Annotated in this window: 18 protein-coding genes and 1 pseudogene; 12 read left to right on the top strand and 7 right to left on the bottom strand. The window is 68.5% G+C overall.

What is annotated here, in order from left to right; all coding sequences use genetic code 11:
• Window positions 1-202: 202 nt before the first annotated feature.
• The 5 genes from OMP44_RS23750 to OMP44_RS23730 form a co-directional block, all read right to left on the bottom strand.
• A complete protein-coding gene (locus tag OMP44_RS23750) occupies window positions 203-817 on the bottom strand; it encodes an ATP-dependent Clp protease proteolytic subunit (RefSeq protein ID WP_166655861.1) in 615 nt (204 codons plus the stop codon).
• Window positions 818-1,008: 191 nt separating this feature from the next.
• Complete coding sequence (locus OMP44_RS23745) at window positions 1,009-1,365, bottom strand: YajD family HNH nuclease (protein WP_133859758.1); 357 nt, start codon at window positions 1,363-1,365, stop codon at window positions 1,009-1,011.
• Between the two features lie 152 nt (window positions 1,366-1,517).
• On the bottom strand, window positions 1,518-1,949 hold the full coding sequence (locus OMP44_RS23740; protein WP_280311481.1) for a carboxymuconolactone decarboxylase family protein: 432 nt from the start codon (window positions 1,947-1,949) through the stop codon (window positions 1,518-1,520).
• 3 nt (window positions 1,950-1,952) lie between these two features.
• Window positions 1,953-2,591, bottom strand: a complete 639-nt coding sequence (locus OMP44_RS23735) for an FMN-dependent NADH-azoreductase (RefSeq protein WP_280311480.1) — start codon at window positions 2,589-2,591, stop codon at window positions 1,953-1,955.
• On the bottom strand, window positions 2,588-3,037 hold the full coding sequence (locus tag OMP44_RS23730; RefSeq protein ID WP_273862612.1) for a GNAT family N-acetyltransferase: 450 nt from the start codon (window positions 3,035-3,037) through the stop codon (window positions 2,588-2,590). Before OMP44_RS23730 ends, OMP44_RS23735 begins: the two co-directional genes overlap by 4 nt.
• Before the next feature lie 85 nt (window positions 3,038-3,122).
• Here OMP44_RS23730 and pdxR point away from each other — a divergent pair, with 85 nt between their 5' ends.
• The 8 genes and pseudogenes from pdxR (at window position 3,123) to OMP44_RS23695 (ending at window position 14,781) form a co-directional block, all read left to right on the top strand.
• Window positions 3,123-4,523: a MocR-like pyridoxine biosynthesis transcription factor PdxR gene (gene pdxR / locus OMP44_RS23725; RefSeq protein ID WP_280311479.1), complete on the top strand. Its 1,401-nt coding sequence runs from the start codon at window positions 3,123-3,125 to the stop codon at window positions 4,521-4,523.
• A 348-nt stretch (window positions 4,524-4,871) separates the two neighbouring features.
• Window positions 4,872-5,645 (top strand): annotated as a pseudogene (locus tag OMP44_RS25200) (CHASE3 domain-containing protein); the annotation flags it as partial.
• Window positions 5,640-6,503, top strand: a complete 864-nt coding sequence (locus OMP44_RS25195) for a methyl-accepting chemotaxis protein (RefSeq protein WP_410003723.1) — start codon at window positions 5,640-5,642, stop codon at window positions 6,501-6,503. The pseudogene OMP44_RS25200 and the gene OMP44_RS25195, both read left to right, overlap by 6 nt.
• A gap of 128 nt (window positions 6,504-6,631) precedes the next feature.
• Window positions 6,632-7,825 carry a DUF2252 domain-containing protein gene (locus OMP44_RS23715; protein WP_133859764.1) on the top strand — a complete coding sequence of 398 codons (1,194 nt, stop codon included), beginning with the start codon at window positions 6,632-6,634 and terminating at the stop codon, window positions 7,823-7,825.
• 232 nt (window positions 7,826-8,057) lie between these two features.
• Window positions 8,058-8,573: a sigma-70 family RNA polymerase sigma factor gene (locus OMP44_RS23710; RefSeq protein WP_074584476.1), complete on the top strand. Its 516-nt coding sequence runs from the start codon at window positions 8,058-8,060 to the stop codon at window positions 8,571-8,573.
• On the top strand, window positions 8,570-9,523 hold the full coding sequence (locus tag OMP44_RS23705) for a FecR domain-containing protein (RefSeq protein ID WP_280311478.1): 954 nt from the start codon (window positions 8,570-8,572) through the stop codon (window positions 9,521-9,523). Before OMP44_RS23710 ends, OMP44_RS23705 begins: the two co-directional genes overlap by 4 nt.
• Window positions 9,524-9,657: 134 nt before the next feature.
• Window positions 9,658-12,054, top strand: coding sequence for a TonB-dependent siderophore receptor (locus tag OMP44_RS23700; protein ID WP_273862617.1), 2,397 nt, complete (start codon window positions 9,658-9,660; stop codon window positions 12,052-12,054).
• 114 nt (window positions 12,055-12,168) lie between these two features.
• The gene (locus OMP44_RS23695; RefSeq protein ID WP_280311477.1) at window positions 12,169-14,781 is read left to right on the top strand and encodes an excinuclease ABC subunit UvrA; all 2,613 of its coding nucleotides are present in this window, start codon (window positions 12,169-12,171) and stop codon (window positions 14,779-14,781) included.
• Here OMP44_RS23695 and OMP44_RS23690 read toward each other — a convergent pair.
• Complete coding sequence (locus tag OMP44_RS23690; RefSeq protein WP_280311487.1) at window positions 14,778-15,911, bottom strand: MFS transporter; 1,134 nt, start codon at window positions 15,909-15,911, stop codon at window positions 14,778-14,780. The genes OMP44_RS23695 and OMP44_RS23690 overlap by 4 nt on opposite strands.
• Between OMP44_RS23690 and OMP44_RS23685 the strand changes: the two genes are divergently transcribed.
• Together OMP44_RS23685 and cobF are read left to right on the top strand one after the other, a co-directional pair.
• Complete coding sequence (locus OMP44_RS23685) at window positions 15,904-16,041, top strand: hypothetical protein (protein ID WP_263259209.1); 138 nt, start codon at window positions 15,904-15,906, stop codon at window positions 16,039-16,041. The two genes, OMP44_RS23690 and OMP44_RS23685, sit on opposite strands and share 8 nt — an antisense overlap.
• Window positions 16,042-16,114: 73 nt before the next feature.
• Complete coding sequence (gene cobF, locus OMP44_RS23680) at window positions 16,115-16,876, top strand: precorrin-6A synthase (deacetylating) (RefSeq protein ID WP_273862621.1); 762 nt, start codon at window positions 16,115-16,117, stop codon at window positions 16,874-16,876.
• Here cobF and OMP44_RS23675 read toward each other — a convergent pair.
• Complete coding sequence (locus OMP44_RS23675; protein ID WP_280311476.1) at window positions 16,843-17,388, bottom strand: GNAT family N-acetyltransferase; 546 nt, start codon at window positions 17,386-17,388, stop codon at window positions 16,843-16,845. The genes cobF and OMP44_RS23675 overlap by 34 nt on opposite strands.
• A gap of 103 nt (window positions 17,389-17,491) precedes the next feature.
• On the opposite strand from OMP44_RS23675, the gene OMP44_RS23670 reads away from it, so the two are divergent.
• Window positions 17,492-17,899 carry a hypothetical protein gene (locus tag OMP44_RS23670; protein WP_280311475.1) on the top strand — a complete coding sequence of 136 codons (408 nt, stop codon included), beginning with the start codon at window positions 17,492-17,494 and terminating at the stop codon, window positions 17,897-17,899.
• A gap of 89 nt (window positions 17,900-17,988) precedes the next feature.
• Window positions 17,989-19,362 (top strand): PepSY-associated TM helix domain-containing protein, encoded by a 1,374-nt coding sequence (locus tag OMP44_RS23665; protein ID WP_280311474.1) that lies wholly within the window; start codon window positions 17,989-17,991, stop codon window positions 19,360-19,362.
• Window positions 19,363-19,387 lie beyond the last annotated feature (25 nt).

The following is a 19,387-nucleotide window of genomic DNA, read 5'->3' as shown; positions in this document are numbered from 1 at the left end:
GTATTCCAGGGTTGGCAGCCGCCAAGTCGCGGGCGCGACAGGACGGCAGAGGTCCTTGCAGCGAGGCAAGGACGAGGGAGGCGCGAGCTATGGGGGACTGGGTTGCCAGTCGCGGGAAGGGAAATGCATGCGCCGAGGGTATCACGAAAGAACGAGCGCTTGTAGACCGTGCCCGCCGGTGTGGCTGGGCGTCAACCTGCCCTCACCGGCTACCGCCATCGCTGACAAGGTAGGTAGCCCGGTCGATCCCACGCGGCAACCGGTCCGGCGTCCGGGTGATCAAACCGATGTCCTTGGCTGCGTCGTAGCCCAATCGTCGTCTGTTGCTTTCGGAGGACAGCAGGGTGGTGAGCTCCTCCGGGGTCAGCTTGAGACAGCCCTTGTAGATCTCGCGGAACTTGAGGTTCTCACGCTCGACGTCCTCGAACGCCTGCTTGGCCTGGTCCGGCTTCATGTAGCCGTTGACGGCGATGGCCGCCGCGGCCGGATGCAGGAGAAAGCTGGCGAGTGGCGCGGCATAACGATCTTCGGCCGCGCAATAGATCATGGTGGCGGATGAATCCGTCGCAGCGGCGTCGATGGTATTGATGTGCAGCGGATAGTGGCGGATGAACTCGTAGGCGACATAGCCCGCCTCCATGCTGCCGCCAGGGCTGTTTAGGTAGAGATTGACGTTCTTGGTCGCGGGATACTTGAGGGCGATGTCGCTCAGGGCAGCCAGCAGGGAGCTGACCGAGCGGTCGTTGATACCGCTGTTGAAGTACACCGACGCGGTGTCGGCACTGGCAGCAGAGCCTTCTCCGCGGATGACGGTCATCTCGGCGGAGGCCTCCGTCAGGCAGCCTGCGGCCAGCAAGGCCAAGGCCCCGGCGGACAATCGCTTCGCAACGTTCGAACGTCTCATCCCTGCTCGCTCCCAGGTCGGCAACCGGCCAAAGACCTGAAACGCTAGAGCGTGAGACTTAAGATCGGCTTAAGGCAGGGCGACCTGCCTTGATCGCCGCGCACTCAGTCCTTTTTCAGCAGCCCGGCCAGCCCGGCGAAGGGGTTGTGGGTGGCCTGGGCCACCTTGGGCGTGCTCAGCGAGCTGTCGCTGAAGTACTGCTGATCGGTGTAGCGGCTGTGCTCGTTGTCGTGGCAGTACAGGCAGAGCAACTCCCAGTTGGAGCCGTCCTGGGGATTGTTGTCGTGGTTGTGGTCACGATGGTGCACGGTCAGTTCGCTCAGGCGCTTGCCGGCGAACTCGCGGGCGCAGCGACCGCAGACGTGGGGATACATCTTCAGCGCCTTGTCACGATAGCCGCGTTCGCGCTCGCGCTGGGTCTCGGCGAGGATTCGATCCAGCTTCGAGGTATCGGTAGCCATGCTGCACCTGGGTAGTCGGGTAGAAAGGCCCAGTATAGCCCGGGCCCGGCCTGGCCTGTGAGCGCCCGTCATTGACTCCGACTGCCGAGCGCCCTGCCTGCCGGGAGCGCAGCGAAGTCCGGAAATCGTCCTTCGCTGCGGCCTGCCTTCGCCTAGAGGCGCATCCCCACTGCCAGCCGGTTGAAAGCATTCATCAGCGCCACCGCGAAGGTCAGGTCGGCGATTTCCGCGTCGCTGAACTGCGCCTTGAGTGGTTCGTAGGCCGCATCGGGCGCGCCCTTGTCGGCGACGGTGGTCAGGGTCTCAGCCCACTCCAGGGCCGCGCGCTCGCGGGCATCAAAGAGGTTGCTGATGCGCCAGCCGGCCAGACGATCCAGCTTGGCCTGGCTGACGCCCTGCTCGCGCAGGGTTTCGGCGTGCTTGCCCAGGCAGAAGGCGCAGCCATTGATCTGGGAGATGCGCAGATAGATCAGCTCCACCAGCTCCAGGCCCAGCGAACTCTGCGCCAGGGCCTGGCCCGTGGCGATCAGGCCCTGGTAGGCGGCGGGTGAAAGGGTGGAAAACGGCAGTCGCAGTTGGCTCATGGCTTACTCCAGGGTAGCGGTCACAGGGTTGGCGAGCGCGCGAAAGGGCACCTCGCGGGAGAGTTGTTCACGGACAGACGCCAGGGTGTCGGCCACATCAGCCGGGTCGCCGACCAGGCCTTCCAGATAGATGAAGTTCAGGTCGAACAGCCCGAGCGTGCCCAGGGCATGACGTAGGTAGGAGGTGAGGAAGTCCGGCTGCCGCGCCTGGGGGCCGCGGTGATGACCACCCGAGCCGACCAGCAGGTAGACCGGCCGGTCGGCCAGCAGACCGCGCTTGCCCTCCGCAGTGGACGCGAAGGTGCGGCCGATGCGCAGCACGTAGTCGAGCCATAGCTTGAGCGCCGCAGGCAGGGTGAAGTTGTGCAGCGGCGTATTGATCAGCAGCAGGTCGCTGGCCTCCAGTTCGCCAATGAGGGCTTCGGACAGGGTGAATACCGCTGCCTGCGGTGGCGTGCGCCGGGTCAGGGCCTCGGCATAGTCGGTGCTCAGCGGCGGCAGCGGCATGGCGGCCAGATCCCGCTCCAGTACTTCCAGGCGAGGCCAGCTCAGCCTCAGCGCGGCCCGGAGTTCACCGGCCAGCCGATAGCCCTGGGAGGTGGCCGGACGTGGACTGGCGTTGACATGGAGGGCGGTCTTCATGGCGTCACCGCCCCCGTCAGCCGCTCGGCGAAATGCAGGCCGCGGGCGAGCAGGCCCTGGCGGAAATAGAAGCGCTGGGCCAGCGGCATGTGCAGACCGGTATCCAGGATCAGGTGGGAGCAGCCGCGATCCAGGGCTTCGCTGCGGACCGCCGCCAGCAGCCGTCCACCCAGGCCGTCGCGCTGACGAGCCGGCTGCACGACCAGATCATCGACATAGAGGAAGCGGCCGTAGAGCAGATTCTCCAGCTCGCGATACCCGGCCAGGCCGATCACCTCGCCCTCCTCCAGGGCGGCCAGCAGCCGGTAGCCCTGGGCCGCCTGGCGCTGGAGTTGCGCCTGGTAACGTTCGGCATCGTCCAGATGCGGGCGCAATATCCGCATCAGCGTCAGGCTGGCCAGGCACAGCGGATGATCGGGCAACAAAGGCTGGAAGGTCAGGGGCATGACGGCTGTCTCCGGGAAAGATGACCCACTCTAGGCAGCCGATGGCCTAGGCTATAGAGCCAAGAAAGATACAAACGACCAGGCCATGACCCTCACCGCTGCCCTCGACAGTCGCCTCGCCCTGCCGCTCTACCGGCAGCTCTATCAGCGCTTTCGCCAGGCGCTGGACGAAGGGCGCCTGCGACCCGGTGACCGGGTGCCTGCGGTGCGCGCCCTTGCGGCGGAGCTGAACGTGGCCCGGGGGACGGTGGAGATGGCCTATCAGCAGCTGATCGCCGAAGGCTTTCTGCTGCCGCGCGGTCCGGCCGGGACCATCGTCTCGCCCCAGTGGCGTTGCCCGGCCGCTCCAGCACCGGCCGTACCCTCCTCACCGGACGCCGCGGCGATCCATGCCGGTGGCGCGCCGCTGCCCCTGCAGCTGGGCCTGCCGGCGCTGGACGCCTTTCCACGCAAAGGCTGGACGCGCCTCGCCGCGCGGCAGTTGCGCAGCCAGGGCCTGGAAGGACTGATCTATCCCGATGCCCGGGGTCACGCCGGTCTGCGCGCCGGCATCGCCACCTACCTGGGCCTGTCCCGCGGGATTGCCTGTCGTCCGGAGCAGGTGTTCGTCTGCGCGGGCTATCGCGCCTGCCTGGACCTGGTCGTCCAGACGCTGCTGGCACCTGGCGACGCCTGCTGGTTCGAGGAGCCCGGCTATTTCATCGCCCGCCAGGCGCTGCAGGGCGCCGGCCTGGATCTGGTGCCGGTGCCCGTGGACGCGGCGGGACTGGACGTCGCCGCCGGTCTCGCCCGGGCCCCGGCCGCCCGGTGCGCCCTGGTCACCCCCAGTCACCAGAGTCCGCTGGGCGTGTCCCTCGCCCTGCCTCGGCGGCTGGCACTGCTGAACTGGGCGATGCGGCAGAACACCTGGATCATCGAGGACGACTACGACAGCGAATACCGCTACCAGGGCAAGCCGCTGCCCGCGCTCAAGAGCCTGGATGACGGCGGTCGGGTGCTCTACACCGGGACCTTCAGCAAGGTGCTGTTTCCCGGTCTGCGCCTCGCCTACCTGGTGGTACCGCCCGCGCAGGTCGCCGCCTTCGGTCGCAGCGCCGACCGGCTGCACAACCATGCGCCCCTGCTGCTGCAGGCCACGGTGGCGAGCTTTCTGGAAGAAGGGCATTTCGCCCGCCATCTCAACCGTATGCGCAGTCTCTACCGACAGCGCCGCCAGTGGCTGGCCGAGGCGCTGGCGAACAGCCTGGGTGAAGCGGTGCGGATCGACCTGCAGGCCGGCGGGCTGCACCTGCTGGCGCGCCTGCCGCAGGGCGGTGATCGCCGCTGGGCGGAGGCCGCCCGGGCCGACGGCCTGGGGGTTCAGGCCCTGTCGCGCTGGTATCTGGAAACGCCCCAGGCCCAGGGGCTGCTGCTGGGGTTCACCAATGTCGCCAGCGCGGTGGAAGCCGGCGAACTGGCTCGCCGGCTGGCCCGCCTGGAACGCTGACGGCACCTTCTTCGCGCCTGTCCTTCGCGGCGGACCGTCCGCCAGTGCCTCTGCGAAGCGCAAAAATGTTTATTGCGTCACACAAAACTTTTTCAGGAGTGACCGCTCAAAGACCAGGCTCGGAGGCTCTAGCCTGCCACTCTTGCGCGGATATCGGCCTTTTTCGGCCTGCATTCGGCTAGGCGCGGCGCGACTGGAGTCATCCGCGGTATCGGCACTATCAGGAGCCACGCGTCCCCACCGTCGACGCAAGACACGGATCAGTCGCGTTCCCCTCCGCTAGCTTGCTGTACCCCAATCCTTTGCCCCCTGGGCGTGAGTCGACAACCTGGCGCGTGAGGCCTTCCCATGCTGCAACAGCTGACCATCGCGAACAAACTCAGACTCGGCTTCGGTGCCATTCTGGTCATCATCCTGGCGCTGATCCTGGCGGCCTGGCAGGGCTTCAACCAGGTCAACCAGGCTGTCCGGCAGAACATCCATTCCTACCACGTCCTGCAGGATTCGGATGCGGCCCTGCTGGCGCTGGTCAACATGGAAACCGGGATGCGCGGTTTCGCCCTGACCGGCAAGGAAGAATTTCTCGATCCCCTGAACAAGGGCGAGCAGCAGTTCGCCGAGCAGTTGCAGGAACTCACTCAACTCACCCGCGACAACCCTGAGCAGCAGGCCGGCCTGGCTCAGCTGGGCCAGGCCAAGCAGCAGTGGAACTCCGAGTCCGTGCAGCAGATCCTGGCCCTGCGCCGGCAGGTCAATGCCGGTACCCAGCCGCTGGACGCTCTGACCGCGCGCATCGCCACCGCCCAGGACAAGGGCAGGATGGATGGCATGCGCGAATTGCTGGCACAGCTCAAGACCCGCGAGAATCGCCTGCTGGACGGCCGCACCCAGTCGATGGACGACGCCAAGCAGCAGGCCCTGACGATCCTGATCAGTGGCGGCGTGCTCGCTACCCTGCTGGCGCTGGGCATCGCCTGGTCGCTGACCCGCACCATCGTGGGCCGGCTGGCCCAGACCGTCGCCGTCGCCCGTACCATCGCCGCCGGCCAACTGGATTCACCGATTCCCGCTGGCGGGCGCGACGAACTGGGCCAGTTGCTGACCGCCTTCGCCCAGATGCAGGACAAGCTGCGCGGCATGATCCAGGGGATCAAGCAGGGCACCGATCACCTGGTCGCCGCCTCCCATAGCATCTCGGCCAATTCCCAGCAGCTGTCCGCCGCCGCCCAGGAACAGTCCAGCGCCGCCTCCAGCATGGCGGCTACCGTGGAAGAGCTGACCGTCAGCATCAACCATGTCTCGGACAATGCCGGGGAGGCTCATGACCTCTCCAGCCAGTCGGGCCGGCTGGCCCAGGATGGCGGCCAGACCATCCAGGCCTCGGTGGACAGTATGAGATCCATCGCCGGTACCGTGCAGTCCTCGGCCACCCGCATCGGCGAACTGGGCGAGCATTCCGAGCGGGTGTCCTCCATCGTCAGCGTGATCAAGGGCATCGCCGACCAGACCAACCTGCTGGCGCTGAATGCCGCCATCGAGGCGGCGCGGGCCGGCGAACAGGGACGCGGCTTCGCCGTGGTGGCCGACGAGGTGCGCCAGCTGGCGCAACGCACCACCAATTCCACCCAGGAGATCGCCGCCATGATCGAGAAGATCCAGGCGGCGACCCAGGCGGCCATGAGCGACATGGAGGTGGGCGTCCGCCAGGTCAATGGCGGGGTCGACCTGGCCAACCAGGCGGGTGAGGCGGTGGTCAGCATCAACACCGCCTCGGACAAGGTGGTGCGGGTGGTCAACCAGATCTCCCTGGCCCTGCGCGAGCAGACCGCTGCCAGCCACGACGTCGCCCGTACCGTGGAGCGTCTGGCGCAGATGGCCCAGCAGAACAGCGAAGCCATCGGCGAGACGGTGCAGACCGCGGTGTCCCTGGACGCCCTGGCCAACGACCTGAATCGCCAGATCAGCCAGTTCCGCTGCTAGCGCCAGGCCTCCCCGTAGCCTGTCCCCTAGATCCCGGCACCTGGCCGGGATCGACTTGCCGAAACACCTCGCAACATTCATCCAGCGCAACGGTCACAAAGGCGTCTCCCTCAAGGCCTGCGCCCTGCATGAAAACCCCGCGTCCCGTCGATCGTCTCCCCCGCCTCAACCAACTGCGCAATCTGAAAATGGCCCGTTCCGCCCACGCCTATGTGCGCGGCAGCACGGTGCAGTTCTACGAGTGGCTGCACAGCCAGCCCGGCCGCAACCTGCCCAATGGGCCGGCGGTATGGATCTGCGGCGACTGCCATGCCGGCAACCTGGGCCCCACCGGCGACCTGCACGGTTCCACCGACGTCAACATCCGCGACCTGGACCAGACCGTGGTCGGCAATCCGGCCCATGACCTGGTGCGCCTGGCGCTGTCGCTGGCCACCGCGGCGCGCGGTTCCGACCTGCCGGGGGTGACCACGGCGCGGATGCTCGAAGAGATGATGCGCGGCTACGAGATAGCCTTCGAGGACGATCTCGAGCGCGAGGTGCCGCGGCCGGCCCAGGTCAAGGCCGGCATGCGCAGCGCGGTGCAGCGCACTTGGAAGCACCTGGCCAAGGAGCGCATGGAAAACACTCGACCCAAGCTGCCGCTGGGCAAGCACTTCTGGCAGCTGAGCAAGGCCGAGCGCCAGGCCATCGCCGAGTTGTGCGAGACGCCGGGCATCCATGCCCTGGTGACCTCGCTCAAGGGCCGCAGCCACGACAGCCGCGTCGAACTGCTCGACAGTGCCTACTGGGTCAAGGGCTGCAGCTCCCTGGGCCTGCGCCGCTACGCCGTGCTGCTGGGCGTGGACGATGGCGATGACCAGGACTACTGCCTGATCGACGTCAAGCAGGCGGTGGCCGCCGCCGCTCCGCGCGTGGCCCATGCCACCATGCCCCGCGACAACGGCAAGCGGGTGGTGGAAGGTGCCCGCCAGCTCTCCCCGGCCCTGGGCAATCGCATGCTGGCGGTGCGCCTGCTGGATCACTCCTTCTTCATCCGCGAATTGCTGCCCCAGGATCTCAAGCTGGAACTGGACGAACTCAGCGCCCGCGAAGCCATGAGCGCCGCGGCCTACCTGGCCCGGGTGGTCGGCCGCGCCCACGCCCGGCAGATGGACTTGGCCACCCGCGTCGAGTGGATGAGCGATCTGCAGCGCAATCGCACCCGCACCCTGGATGCGCCCTCCTGGCTGTGGAGCAGCGTGGTGCAACTGGTGGGCGCCCACGAGATGGGCTACCTGGCCCACTGCCGCGCCTATGCCCTGGAGCATGCGCAGGATTGAGGCCACCGTGAGACCGGCCCAAGGCTAACCGCCTCGGGCCGCGCTTCTCCCTCCCGCCCTTTCTCCAGCGGCCTGACCGGTCCAACCCTGGAGCGGCAGGCGGAGCCCACCTGATCCTCGACCACCTGCCCGCTTCGTCGATCCGCTCGATCACGCATTGTGCGCCCTTCAGCCTTTAACTAAAATGAGACGCTTTATCATTTAAGACCGGCGCTCGCGCCAAGGATCTTCCATGCGCCCTGCCCTGTCTTCCGGCTCGCCCACCGTCGCCCTGGATCGGCTCTATCGCGATCATCACGGCTGGCTCAGCGGTTGGCTGCGCGGGCGGCTGGGCAACGCGCCGGATGCGGCGGACATCGCCCAGGACACCTATCTGCGCATCCTCAGCTCCGGCCGGCTGCCGCTGCGTGAGGACTCGCGGCGCTATCTGGTGCAGGTGGCCAAGGGGCTAGTGATCGACCTCTGGCGACGCCAGGAGGTGGAGCGCGCCTATCGCGAAGCCATCGCCCATCTCCCTGAGGCCCAGGTGCCTTCGCCAGAGACGCACTGGCTGATCGTCGACGCCCTGCTGCGCATCGATGCCATGCTCGACGGCCTGCCCGGCCCGGTACGGGAAGCCTTCCTGCTGGCTCAATTCCAGCGGTTGACCCTGGCCGAGATCGCCGTGCGGCTGGATCTGGCGGTGATCACCGTACGTCGCTACATCCAGCGCGCCCTGGTGGCTTGCCTGGTGGCCGGCGAAGCATGAGTCCTCCCGCGCCGCAGCTGCTCGAAGAAGCGGCCGAGTGGCTACTCACGCTGAACTTCGACGACGCCGACGAGGCGCAGCGCCAGGCCTTCGAGCGCTGGCGAGCGCAGAGCGAGGCCCATCGCGCGGCCTGGGCACGGGCCGAGCGGGTCATGGGTACCTTCGCCAACGTTCCGCTGGATATCGGTCAGCAGGCGCTATGCCGCGCAGGTGACCGGGCCCTCAGCCGGCGGCGCACCCTGCGCCTGCTCACCGCCCTGCTGGTGGGGGCTCCCAGCGGCTGGCTAGCCCTGCGCACCCTGCGACTGGATACGCTGGGTGCCGAGCTGACGACCGCCATCGGCGAGCGGCGCTCCCTGCTACTCGCCGATGGCAGCCAGTTGGTGCTGAACAGCGACTCCGCCCTGGACGTACGCTTCGACGAAGGCACCCGCCGCCTGCACCTGCGACGGGGCGAGGTGCTGGTGACCACCCATGCCGATCCGGTCGTGCCGCGCCGACCCTTCGTGATCGACCTGGCACAAGGCGAGATCGAGGCCCTGGGCACCCGTTTCAGCGTGCGGTTGGAAGAGCCGCTGTGCCGGGTCGCGGTCTTCGCCCACGGCGTGGAGCTGCGTCCGCAACGGGGCGCTGCCGTACGGCTGGCTGCCGGGCAACAGGCCTGGTTCAATGCCTACGGCGTGCGGCGCCTTGCCTCGGTAGACGAGGATGCCAGCCTCTGGACGCGCGGCATGCTGGTCGCCCACGACCGCCCGCTGGACGAGGTGCTGGCAGAACTAGGTCGCCATCGCCCAGGCCTGCTGCGCTGCGACCCGGCCGTCGCCGGGCTGCGGGTGTCCGGCGCCCTGTCACTGGACGATACCGACCAGGCCCTGCTGGCGCTGCAACGCACCCTGCCGATCCGCATCACCCGTCGCACCCGCTACTGGGTGGCGGTGGGCGCCCCCTGAACGTCAACGACGTCGCCGAAAAAAGTCCCCGCCCCCTGAGCACTTTTCCGCGCTCGTCCGGGATAGCTGCAGACACCCTCATGGGGAGCGGTGGCAGCCCGCGCCTGGTGCGCTTTAGAGGACGGCAACACGACATGGCAAAGATCCACCGGCAGCAACCCGGCACCCGACGCTTCACTCCGTTGATCCTGGCCGTCGCCCTGCAGGGCGTGCCCCTGGCCGGTGCCGGACTGGCCCTGCTGCCCCTGCCGGCCCTGGCCGCCGCGGAGGGGCGTGACTACCGGATTCCCGCGGGTCCGCTGAACGCGGTACTGGCCCGCTTCGCCGCCACGGCCGGGGTCCAGCTGGTGTTCGATCCGGCGCCGCTGGCCGGTCGCAGCAGTCCGGGGCTGCAGGGCCGCTATACCCTCGACCAGGGCTTCGAGCACCTGCTGCGTGGCAGCGGCTATCGCTGGAGCGAACGCGGTGCCGGTATCTACGCCCTGGAAGGTGGTAGCGCCGAGGCCGCCCTCGCGATGCCCGAGACCGTCATTCAGGCCAGTGCCGCAGGCGGCGGCGCCGATGTCGGCTACCGGCGCCCGGTCAGCACCAGCACCACGCGCCTGGGACTGAGCGAACGCCAGACGCCCCAGGCGATCACCACCCTGACCCGCGACCAGGTCGAGGATTTCCGCCTGCAGAGCATCAAGGAAGCCCTGCGCGCCGCCCCGTCGGTGACCGTCGAGCAGACCGAGACCGACCGCACCCAGTTCACCTCGCGCGGCTTCGACATCAACAGCTTCCAGTACGACGGCATGGGCATGCCCTTCGTCAGCACCACCCTGGTGGGCGACCAGGATCTGGCGGAATACGAGCAGGTGGACGTCCTGCACGGGGCCAATGGCCTGATGAGCGGCACCGGCAATCCCTCCGCGGCGGTCAACTTCGTCCGCAAGCGGCCCACCGCCGAGTTCCAGGCCAGGCTCGGCGCCAGCGTCGGTTCCTGGGACAACCGTCGGGTGGATGCCGATGTCTCCGGCCCCCTGACCGAGACCGGCAACGTGCGCGGACGCTTCATCTACGCCCACGACAAGGGCAATTCCTGGCTGGATCGCTATGGCCATGAAAAGAACATAGCGGCCGGTCTGGTGGCCTTCGACCTCAGCGACGCCGACACCCTGACCCTGGGTTTCTCCCAGCACAACAGCGACGCCAACGGCAGCTCCTGGGGCAACCTGCCGCTGGCCGACGCGAACGGCGCTCCGCTGCACTACGGCCGTCGCAGTTCCAGCATCGGCCAGGACTGGACCTACTGGAATCTGGATACCCAGCGTGTCTTCGGTGAATTCACCCACGACTTCGGCAACGGCTGGCAGGGTACCCTCACGGCGACCGGCGTCACCGAGCGGCAGAACGCCGACATGTACTACATCTTCGGGGTCAGCGGCGACGACGCCACTGCCTTCGGCGACCACTCCGCCAGCAAGGCGCACCAGCTGATCGGCGAGGCCAGGCTGTCCGGTCCCTTCGAATTGTTCGGCCGCGACCACGAACTCACCCTGGGCGCCAGCTACGGCCGGACCCACCAAAAGTTGCGCGAAAAGATCCTCGCCGAGGACGGCTACTACCCCACCACCCTCTCCGGCTCCCTGGCCGGCGTCCCCGAGCCGTCGCTGCAATACACCGACGACAGCGGCCATACCCAGGACTTCATCGATCGCCAGAAGAGCCTGTTCGCCGGCGCCCGCTTCAATCTGATCGACGACCTGCACTGGATCGTCGGTGCGCGGATGCTCAGCGCCGATGCCAGCGGCCTGAGCTATGGCGACGACTACTACACCCGTGCCCATGGCGAGGTCACCCCCTATACCGGCCTGGTCTACGATCTGAATCCGCAGTGGAGTCTCTATGCCAGCTGGACCAGGATCTTCAGCCCGCAACACAGTTTCGGCCTGGATGGCCGGCTACTCGATCCGCTGGAGGGCAAGAGCCTGGAAGCCGGCATCAAGGGCGGCCTGTTCGACGATCGCCTGAGCCTGACTGCCGCGGTGTTCAAGACCACGCAGCGCAACGTGGCCGCCACCTCGGTGCTCGCCGGTTCGCGCTATCTCTATGACACCACCGACTACCAGAGCCATGGCCTGGAACTGCAGGTCTCCGGCGAGGCGCTGCCCGGTCTGGACCTGCTGGCCGGTTACACCTATGTCCGCATCGACGACGCGGACGGCGAGCGGGCGCGCAAATTCGTGCCCAGCCACAGCCTGCGAGGCCTGGCGACCTATCGCCTGCCAGGCCTGCCCCAGGCCAAGGTCGGCGCGCGGCTGAGATGGCAAAGCGGTATCGAGAACGACAACAACAGCCGCATCCGCCAGAACGCCTATGCGCTGGTGGATGTGCTGGGCAGCTACGATTTCGACGAGCACTGGAGCACCCAGCTCAATCTCAACAACCTCACCGACCGCAAATACCTGCTGTCGCTGTACAACAACGCCACCAGTGGCAACTACGGTGCGCCACGCAACGCGACGCTGTCGGTCAGCTACAACTTCTGAGACTGGGCAGGCGGCCGCTGAGACCTCCGTCCCGTCGTCCGCCATCGCCCGGCGATCCTTTGCGCCGTGCCGCGGTCCGAATCTGCACGCTCTCAGACAAGGTTTCCGCCCGTCATGCCCTCCTCCCCCCGTCCCGGTTTCGTCTCCGTCCGCGGTGCCCGCGAGCACAATCTGAAGAACGTCGATGTGGACATCCCCCGCGATGCCCTGGTGGTCTTTACCGGGGTGTCGGGCTCGGGCAAGTCGTCGCTGGCCTTCGGCACCCTCTATGCCGAGGCCCAGCGGCGCTATTTCGAATCCGTGGCGCCCTATGCGCGGCGGCTGATCGACCAGGTCGGGGTGCCCCAGGTGGAGGCCATCGAAGGCCTGCCACCGGCGGTGGCCCTGCAGCAGCAGCGTGGCCAGCCCAGCAGTCGCTCGTCCATGGGCAGCGTGACCGGGCTGTCCAGCCTGGTGCGCATGCTCTACTCCCGCGCCGGGCGCTACCCCGCCGACCAGCCGATGCTCTATGCCGAGGACTTCTCGCCCAACACGCCCCAGGGTGCCTGCCCGGAGTGCCACGGCCTGGGCCGGGTCTACGAGGTGACCGAGGCCTCCATGGTGCCGGACCCCTCGCTGACCATCCGCCAGCGCGCCATCGCCGCCTGGCCCACCGCCTGGGGCGGGCAGAATCTGCGCGATATCCTGGTCACCCTGGGCTATGACGTCGACACGCCCTGGCGCGACCTGCCGCAACAGCAGCGCGACTGGATCCTCTTCACCGAGGAGCAGCCCACGGTGCCGGTCTATGCCGGCCTCACCCCCGAGCAGACCCGCGCCGCGCTCAAGCGCAAGGCCGAGCCCAGCTATCAGGGCACCTACACCGGGGCGCGGCGCCATGTGCTGCACACCTTCGCCAACTCCCAGAGCGCCAAGATGAAGCAGCGCGCGGCGCGCTTCATGATCGGCCAGACCTGCCCGCTGTGCCACGGCAAGCGGCTGACCCGGGCGGCGCTCTCGGTGACCTTCGCCGGCCTGGACATCGGCGAGTTGTCGCGGCTACCGCTGGACGACCTCACCGTGCTGCTGCGCCGGGTCGCTGCCGGCGATTTCGACGAGGCGAAGGATGCCCGCGTGCTGGACGCCAAGGCCGGTAAGCAGGATCGCGCCCGGCGCAAGGCCGCCGGCGGCAGCGATCACGCCAGTGCCCCGGACGTGCGCCGTACCCCCGATCTTTCCCCGGAAAAGCGCCTGGCCGCCCAACGCATGGCCACCGAATTGCTGGAACGGCTGCAGACCCTGACTCGCCTCGGCCTCGGTTACCTGGCACTGGAGCGTAGCACCACCACCCTCTCCTCCGGCGAATTGCAGCGGTTGCGCCTGGCGACCCAGCTGGTGTCCCAGTTGTTCGGGGTGGTCTATGTGCTGGACGAACCCTCCGCCGGTCTGCATCCGGCCGATGGCGAGGCGCTGCTGGAAGCCCTCGACGGCCTCAAGGCCCAGGGCAATTCGCTGTTCGTGGTGGAGCACGACCTGGCCACCATGAAGCGTGCCGACTGGCTGGTGGATGTCGGTCCCGCGGCCGGCGAAGGCGGTGGCCGGGTACTCTACAGCGGCCCGCCCGCCGGTCTGGCCGAGGTCGAGGAGTCGGTGACGGCGCGCTATCTGTTCGCCGCGCCGCAACGCGAGACCCGGCCGCCCCGCGAGCCCCAGGGCTGGCTGCGGCTGGCCGGGGTCACCCGCAACAACCTGCAGGGTCTGGACGCCGCCTTTCCGCTGGGCTGCCTGACGGCGGTGACCGGCGTCTCCGGTTCGGGCAAATCCAGCCTGGTCAGCCAGGCGCTGCTGGAACTGGTGGGCGCCGACCTGGGCCAGCGCGCCGCCGAAGATGGCGACGAAGCCCCGGAACTGGACGGCGATGCCCTGCCCGCCACCACCGGGCAGGTGGTCGGTGGCCTCGGCGGCATTCGCCGGCTGGTGCCAGTGGACCAGAAGCCCATCGGCCGCACGCCGCGTTCGAACCTCGCCACCTACACCGGGCTATTCGACGGGGTGCGCAAGCTGTTCGCCGCCACCCCAGAGGCCCAGGAACGCGGCTTCGACGCCGGACGCTTTTCCTTCAACGTCGCCAAGGGCCGCTGCCCGACCTGCGAGGGCGAGGGCTTCGTCAGCGTCGAACTGCTGTTCATGCCCAGCGTCTATGCCGCCTGCCCCACCTGCCAGGGCGCGCGCTACAACCCCGAGACCCTGGAGGTGCGCTGGCAGGGCAAGACCATCGCCGAGGTGCTCGGCCTGACGGTGGACGAGGCCCTGGCCTTCTTCGCCGAGGAAGCCCCGGTGGCGCGCGCGCTGCGGGTGCTGGCCGACATCGGCCTGGGCTATCTGCGCCTGGGCCAGCCGGCCACCGAACTCTCCGGCGGCGAGGCTCAGCGCATCAAGCTGGCCACCGAACTGCAGCGCACCAGCCGAGGCACCACCCTCTATGTGCTGGACGAACCCACTACCGGTCTGCACCCGGCCGACGTGGAGCGCCTGATGCGCCAGCTGCACGGCCTGGCCGACGAAGGCAACACGGTGGTGCTGGTGGAGCACAACCTGCAGGTGGTGGCCGGCAGCGACTGGCTGATCGACATCGGCCCCGGCGCCGGCACGGCCGGTGGCCGCATCGTCGCCTGCGGCACGCCCCGCGCGGTGGCGGACGATCCCGCCAGCCCCACGGCGCCCTATCTGCGGCCCCTGTTCGACTAGCCTGCCAGCGGTGCCACGCTGCGGCGGCAGGCCGCCAGCACCAGCAGCGTCAACGTCGCCGCCAGGGCACCGAACTGGAAGGTGGCGGCGGAGCCGAGGAAGTGCCAGAGCGCGCCAGCAATGCTGCTGGCCAGCAGCAGGGCGACACCGCTGACCAAGTTGAACAGGCCGAAGGCGGTACCGCGCAATTCGGCCGGGGCGGTGCGGGCGACCATGGCGGCGAGCAGCCCCTGGGTCATGCCCATGTGCAGGCCCCAGAGCACGATGCCCAGCGCCAGACCGGTCCAGCCGCTGCTGAAGGCCAGGGCCAGGTCGGCCAGGATCAGCAGCACTAGGCCCCAGGCCAGCAGCGTGCGATGGCTGACCCGGTCGGACAGCGCCCCCAGCGGATAGGCCGACAGCGAGAACACCAGCTGCATGCCCACCATCACCAGCGGCACCAGCGCCAGGGGCACGCCCACCTGCTCGGCCTTGAGCACCAGGAAGGCCTCGCTGAAGCGCGCCAGGGTGAAGACGCCGCCGAGCAGCGCCACCTGCCAGAAGGCCGCCGGCAGCTTGCGCAGCTGACTGCGAGTGAGCGGATTGGTGCGTGCCTGGACGATGGCCGCCTGGGGCTCGTCCAGCCCGAAATACAGCAGGGCCACGGCGATAAAGGCCGGGATCACCGCCACCCAGAACACCGCGCGGAAATCGTTGGCCCAGAGCAGCATCAGCCCCACCGCCAGCAGCGGACCGAGAAAGGCGCCGAAGGTGTCCAGCGACTGGCGCAGGCCATAGGCGGCGCCGCGGATCTCCGGCGGCGTGACGTCGGCCACCAGGGCGTCGCGCGGCGCCCCGCGGATGCCCTTGCCGATGCGATCCATGAAGCGCGCGCCGAACACCAGGCCGGCACCGCTGGCCAGGGCGAACAGCGGCTTGCTCAAGGCGCCCAGGCCATAGCCCAGCACCGCCAGGCCCTTGCGCTTGCCCAGGTAGTCGCTGATGACGCCGGAAAAGATCTTGGTGATGAGCGCGGTCGCCTCGGCCACCCCTTCGAGGATGCCGATATAGAGCACGCTCAGGCCCAGGCCGGTGGCCAGGAACAGCGGCAGCAGGCTGTGGATCATCTCCGAGGAGATATCCATGAACATGCTCACCCCACCCAGAATCCAGACCCCGCGGGGTATCCGTCGCCAGCTCGCCGTCATCGTCACGCCCCTGTCCTCCTTGATCCTGTCCATCCCTGCCTGGCAGCAGGCAAACCGGTCGAAACTAGCATGACGATTGCCCGAGCCTCTACGGAGAAGACATCCCCCGTTACACTGGGCGCCGCTCTTTCCTTCGAGGCCACCCCATGAAAACCCTGCTGGTCATCGGCATCGGCGCTGGCGATCCCGACTACCTCACCCTCCAGGCCGTCGCCGCCCTCAATCGCGCCAGTACCTTCTTCCTGTTCGACAAGGGTACGGAAAAGGACAGCCTGATCCACCTGCGTGAAACCATCTGCGCCCGCCACATCCGCCAGGCGGACTATCGGTTCGTCACCGCGCCCATCCCCGAGCGCCGCCGCGAAGGCGACTATCGTCAGGCGGTGGACGATCTCAACGCCGCCAAGCAGGCGCTGATGGTGGAGATGATCGAGCACGAGCTGGCGGACGACGAATGCGGCGCCTTCCTGGTCTGGGGCGATCCGGCGCTGTACGACAGCACCCTGCGCATCCTGGCGGCGATCCGGCGCGAAGGCCGGCTGGACTTCGACTACGAGGTGATCCCCGGCATCTCCAGCGTCCAGGCCCTGGCCGCACGCCACCGGGTACCGCTCAATCGCATCGGCCAGGCCCTGGAGATCACCCCCGGCCGGCGCCTGGAGCGCTTCCCCGCGCACCTGGACAGCCTGGTGGTGATGCTCGATTCCCACGAAGCCTATCGCCGCCTGGACGAGCCCGGTCTGCATATCTACTGGGGTGCCTACGTCGGTACGGCGGACGAGATCCTCATCGCCGGTCCGCTGCAGGAGGTAGCCGAGGAGATCCACCGGGTGCGCAGCGCCGCGCGCGAAGAACACGGCTGGATCATGGACACCTATCTGCTCTGTCGGGGGCCGGCGGACGCCTGAGGGTCGTCCAGGCGTCGATCCAGGTGAAGGGTCTGCCAGGGCAAGGCCGTCTCCCGCGCGACGACTCGGAAGCCCTGGTCCAGCCAGAAGGCCTCGGCCCCGGGCAGGAAGGGATGGGTGTGCAGATAGAGGCGCTCGACCGCGTCGCGCCGCGCCTGGGTCAGCAGCGCCGCGAACAGCCGCCGCGCCAGGCCCTGGCGCCGCTGCCGGGGCACCACGAACAGCCGCACCACCTCCACCACCCGTTCGCCGGGATAGGCCAGCTGGGCAAAGCGCCGGTCGTAGGGCCGGTAGCCGATGCTGCCGAGGGGCTCTCCGGCGGCGTCCCGGGCGATCAGCAGGCAGCCATGACCCGCGCCATAGTGGTCGGCGAAGCGCCGTAGATCCCGGGGTACGGCCGTCGCCTCGACCCGGCTACCGAACAGCTCGTGATAGCTCACCAGCAAAAAACTCAGCGTCTCGTCATCTGCCACGGTGAGCCGTTCGAGGGTAATGGGTGGCGCTTCGCTCATGGTCCTGTGCGTCTCTCTGGCAGTGGCAGGGGCGCGACATTTCGGCGCAGGGCCGCGCCGGCCGGGCTGTGCGCCGCCCGCGACGATGATACAGTCCCTCGCCATGAAAACCGTCCGTTCACCGCGCGCCTCGCTCGCCTGGATGCTGCTCGCCTGCATCCTGCTGAACGGACTCGTCTGCGCCCTGGGCCACGGTCAGATGCTGGCGCGCTTGACCCTGCCGGTCCTGCCGCCCCTTACCCAGGCACACGAGCACCATCACGGTCTGCACGCCCAGACCGCCCAGGGTGACATGGCCGGCATGCATGCGGGCCTGCCGAGCGGCAGCGTGACCACCCTTTCCCCCACGGGTGATTGCGTCTTCGCCGCCACCCTGTTCCTCGCCACGCTGGCCGCCGTCGTGCTGCAGTGGCTGCTGCGCTCCGGCGATCCTCATCGTCCTCGCTACCAGAGCGCCCTGCCGCCGCCACCGCGCGCACGACGCTCCACGCTCCATCCCCAGGCCCCCTGACACCCCGGCGACGAAAGACGGCTGTCCTCCTTTTTCGTAATCCCGCGCGTGGCCTCTCGCTGGCTGCGCGTCGCTCCGTGGTGAACGCTATGACTTCGCACCCCTCCGTTCCGGCCGCCAAGACGCCGGGGCCGCTGCTGCAGCTGCTGGCGCGGCTGCATTTTCTCATCGGTCTGTTCGTCGGTCCCTTCCTGCTGGTGGCCGCCGCCAGCGGCCTGATCTATGCCCTCACGCCGCAACTCGAGGCGCACCTCTATGCCGAGGCCCTGCACACCCCCAGCCGTGGCAAGCCCCTGCCGCTGGCCGAGCAGGTCCATATCGCCCAGGCCGCGGTAGGTCCCACCCTGACCCTGGGCGCGGTGCGCCCGGCCCCTGCCGAGGGCGATACCACCCGGGTGATGTTCAATGATCCGGCGCTGGGCGAGTCGACCCATCGAGCGCTGTTCATCGACCCGGTCACCGGCGCCATCCGCGGCGATCTGGCGGTCTATGGCACCAGCGGCATCCTGCCGCTGCGCACCACCATCGACCAGTTCCACCGCAGCCTGCTGCTGGGCGAGCCCGGTCGTCTCTACAGCGAGCTGGCCGCCTCCTGGCTGTGGGTCGCGGCCCTCGGCGGCCTGACCCTGTGGCTGGCACGCCGCCGCCAGCGCCGCCCGGCCCGGGGCCTGCGCGGCCTGCACGCCTGCACCGGCGTCTGGCTGCTGGGTGGCCTGCTGTTCCTCTCCGCCACCGGCCTGACCTGGTCGCGCTTCGCCGGCGACAACATCGGCGTGCTGCGCGCCCACTACGGCTGGTCCACGCCAGGCGTGAAGACTGCCCTGGGCACCGCGCCGGCACCCACCATGGCCCATGACGAGCATGCCGATCACCATGGCGCCATGCACATGGCCATGGGGCCGGCTCTGGATCCGGCCACCTTCGACCGGGTACTGGCCAGCGCCCGCGCCGCCGGCATCAACGCCGGCAAGCTGGAGATCCGCCCGGCCCGCAGTGCCGACAAGGCCTGGACGGTCAGTGAGATCGACCGGCGCTGGCCGACCCGGGTGGATGCCGTCGCCGTCGACCCGACCAGCTTCAAGGTGATCGATCAGGTGCGCTTCGCCCAGTACTCGCTGCCGGCCAAGCTGACCCGCTGGGGCATCGATGCCCACATGGGCGTGCTGTTCGGCCTGGCCAACCAGCTGGTGCTGGCGGCCATCGCCCTCGGCCTGCTGGTGATGACCGTCTGGGGCTATCTGCTCTGGTGGCGCCGCCGGCCCAGCCGCGATCCGGCGCAACCCGGGCTGCTCGCCCTCTGGCGCCAGCTGTCGCCGCTGCCGCGTCTGCTGGTGCCGGCGACGGCCCTGCTGATCGGTCTGTGCCTGCCGGTGCTGGGCGGCAGCCTGCTGCTGTTCCTGCTGCTGGACACCCTGCTCGGCCTGCGCGGCCCGGCACTGCGCACGGAGGCCGGCTCGGCTTGAGGTGGGCTGGGTAGCTGTAGGGCTT

It is taken from the genome of Pseudomonas flavocrustae (assembly GCF_029872515.1).
GTDB lineage: Bacteria > Pseudomonadota > Gammaproteobacteria > Pseudomonadales > Pseudomonadaceae > Chryseomonas > Chryseomonas aestiva.
This window is presented reverse-complemented; position numbering and strand designations above follow the sequence as displayed.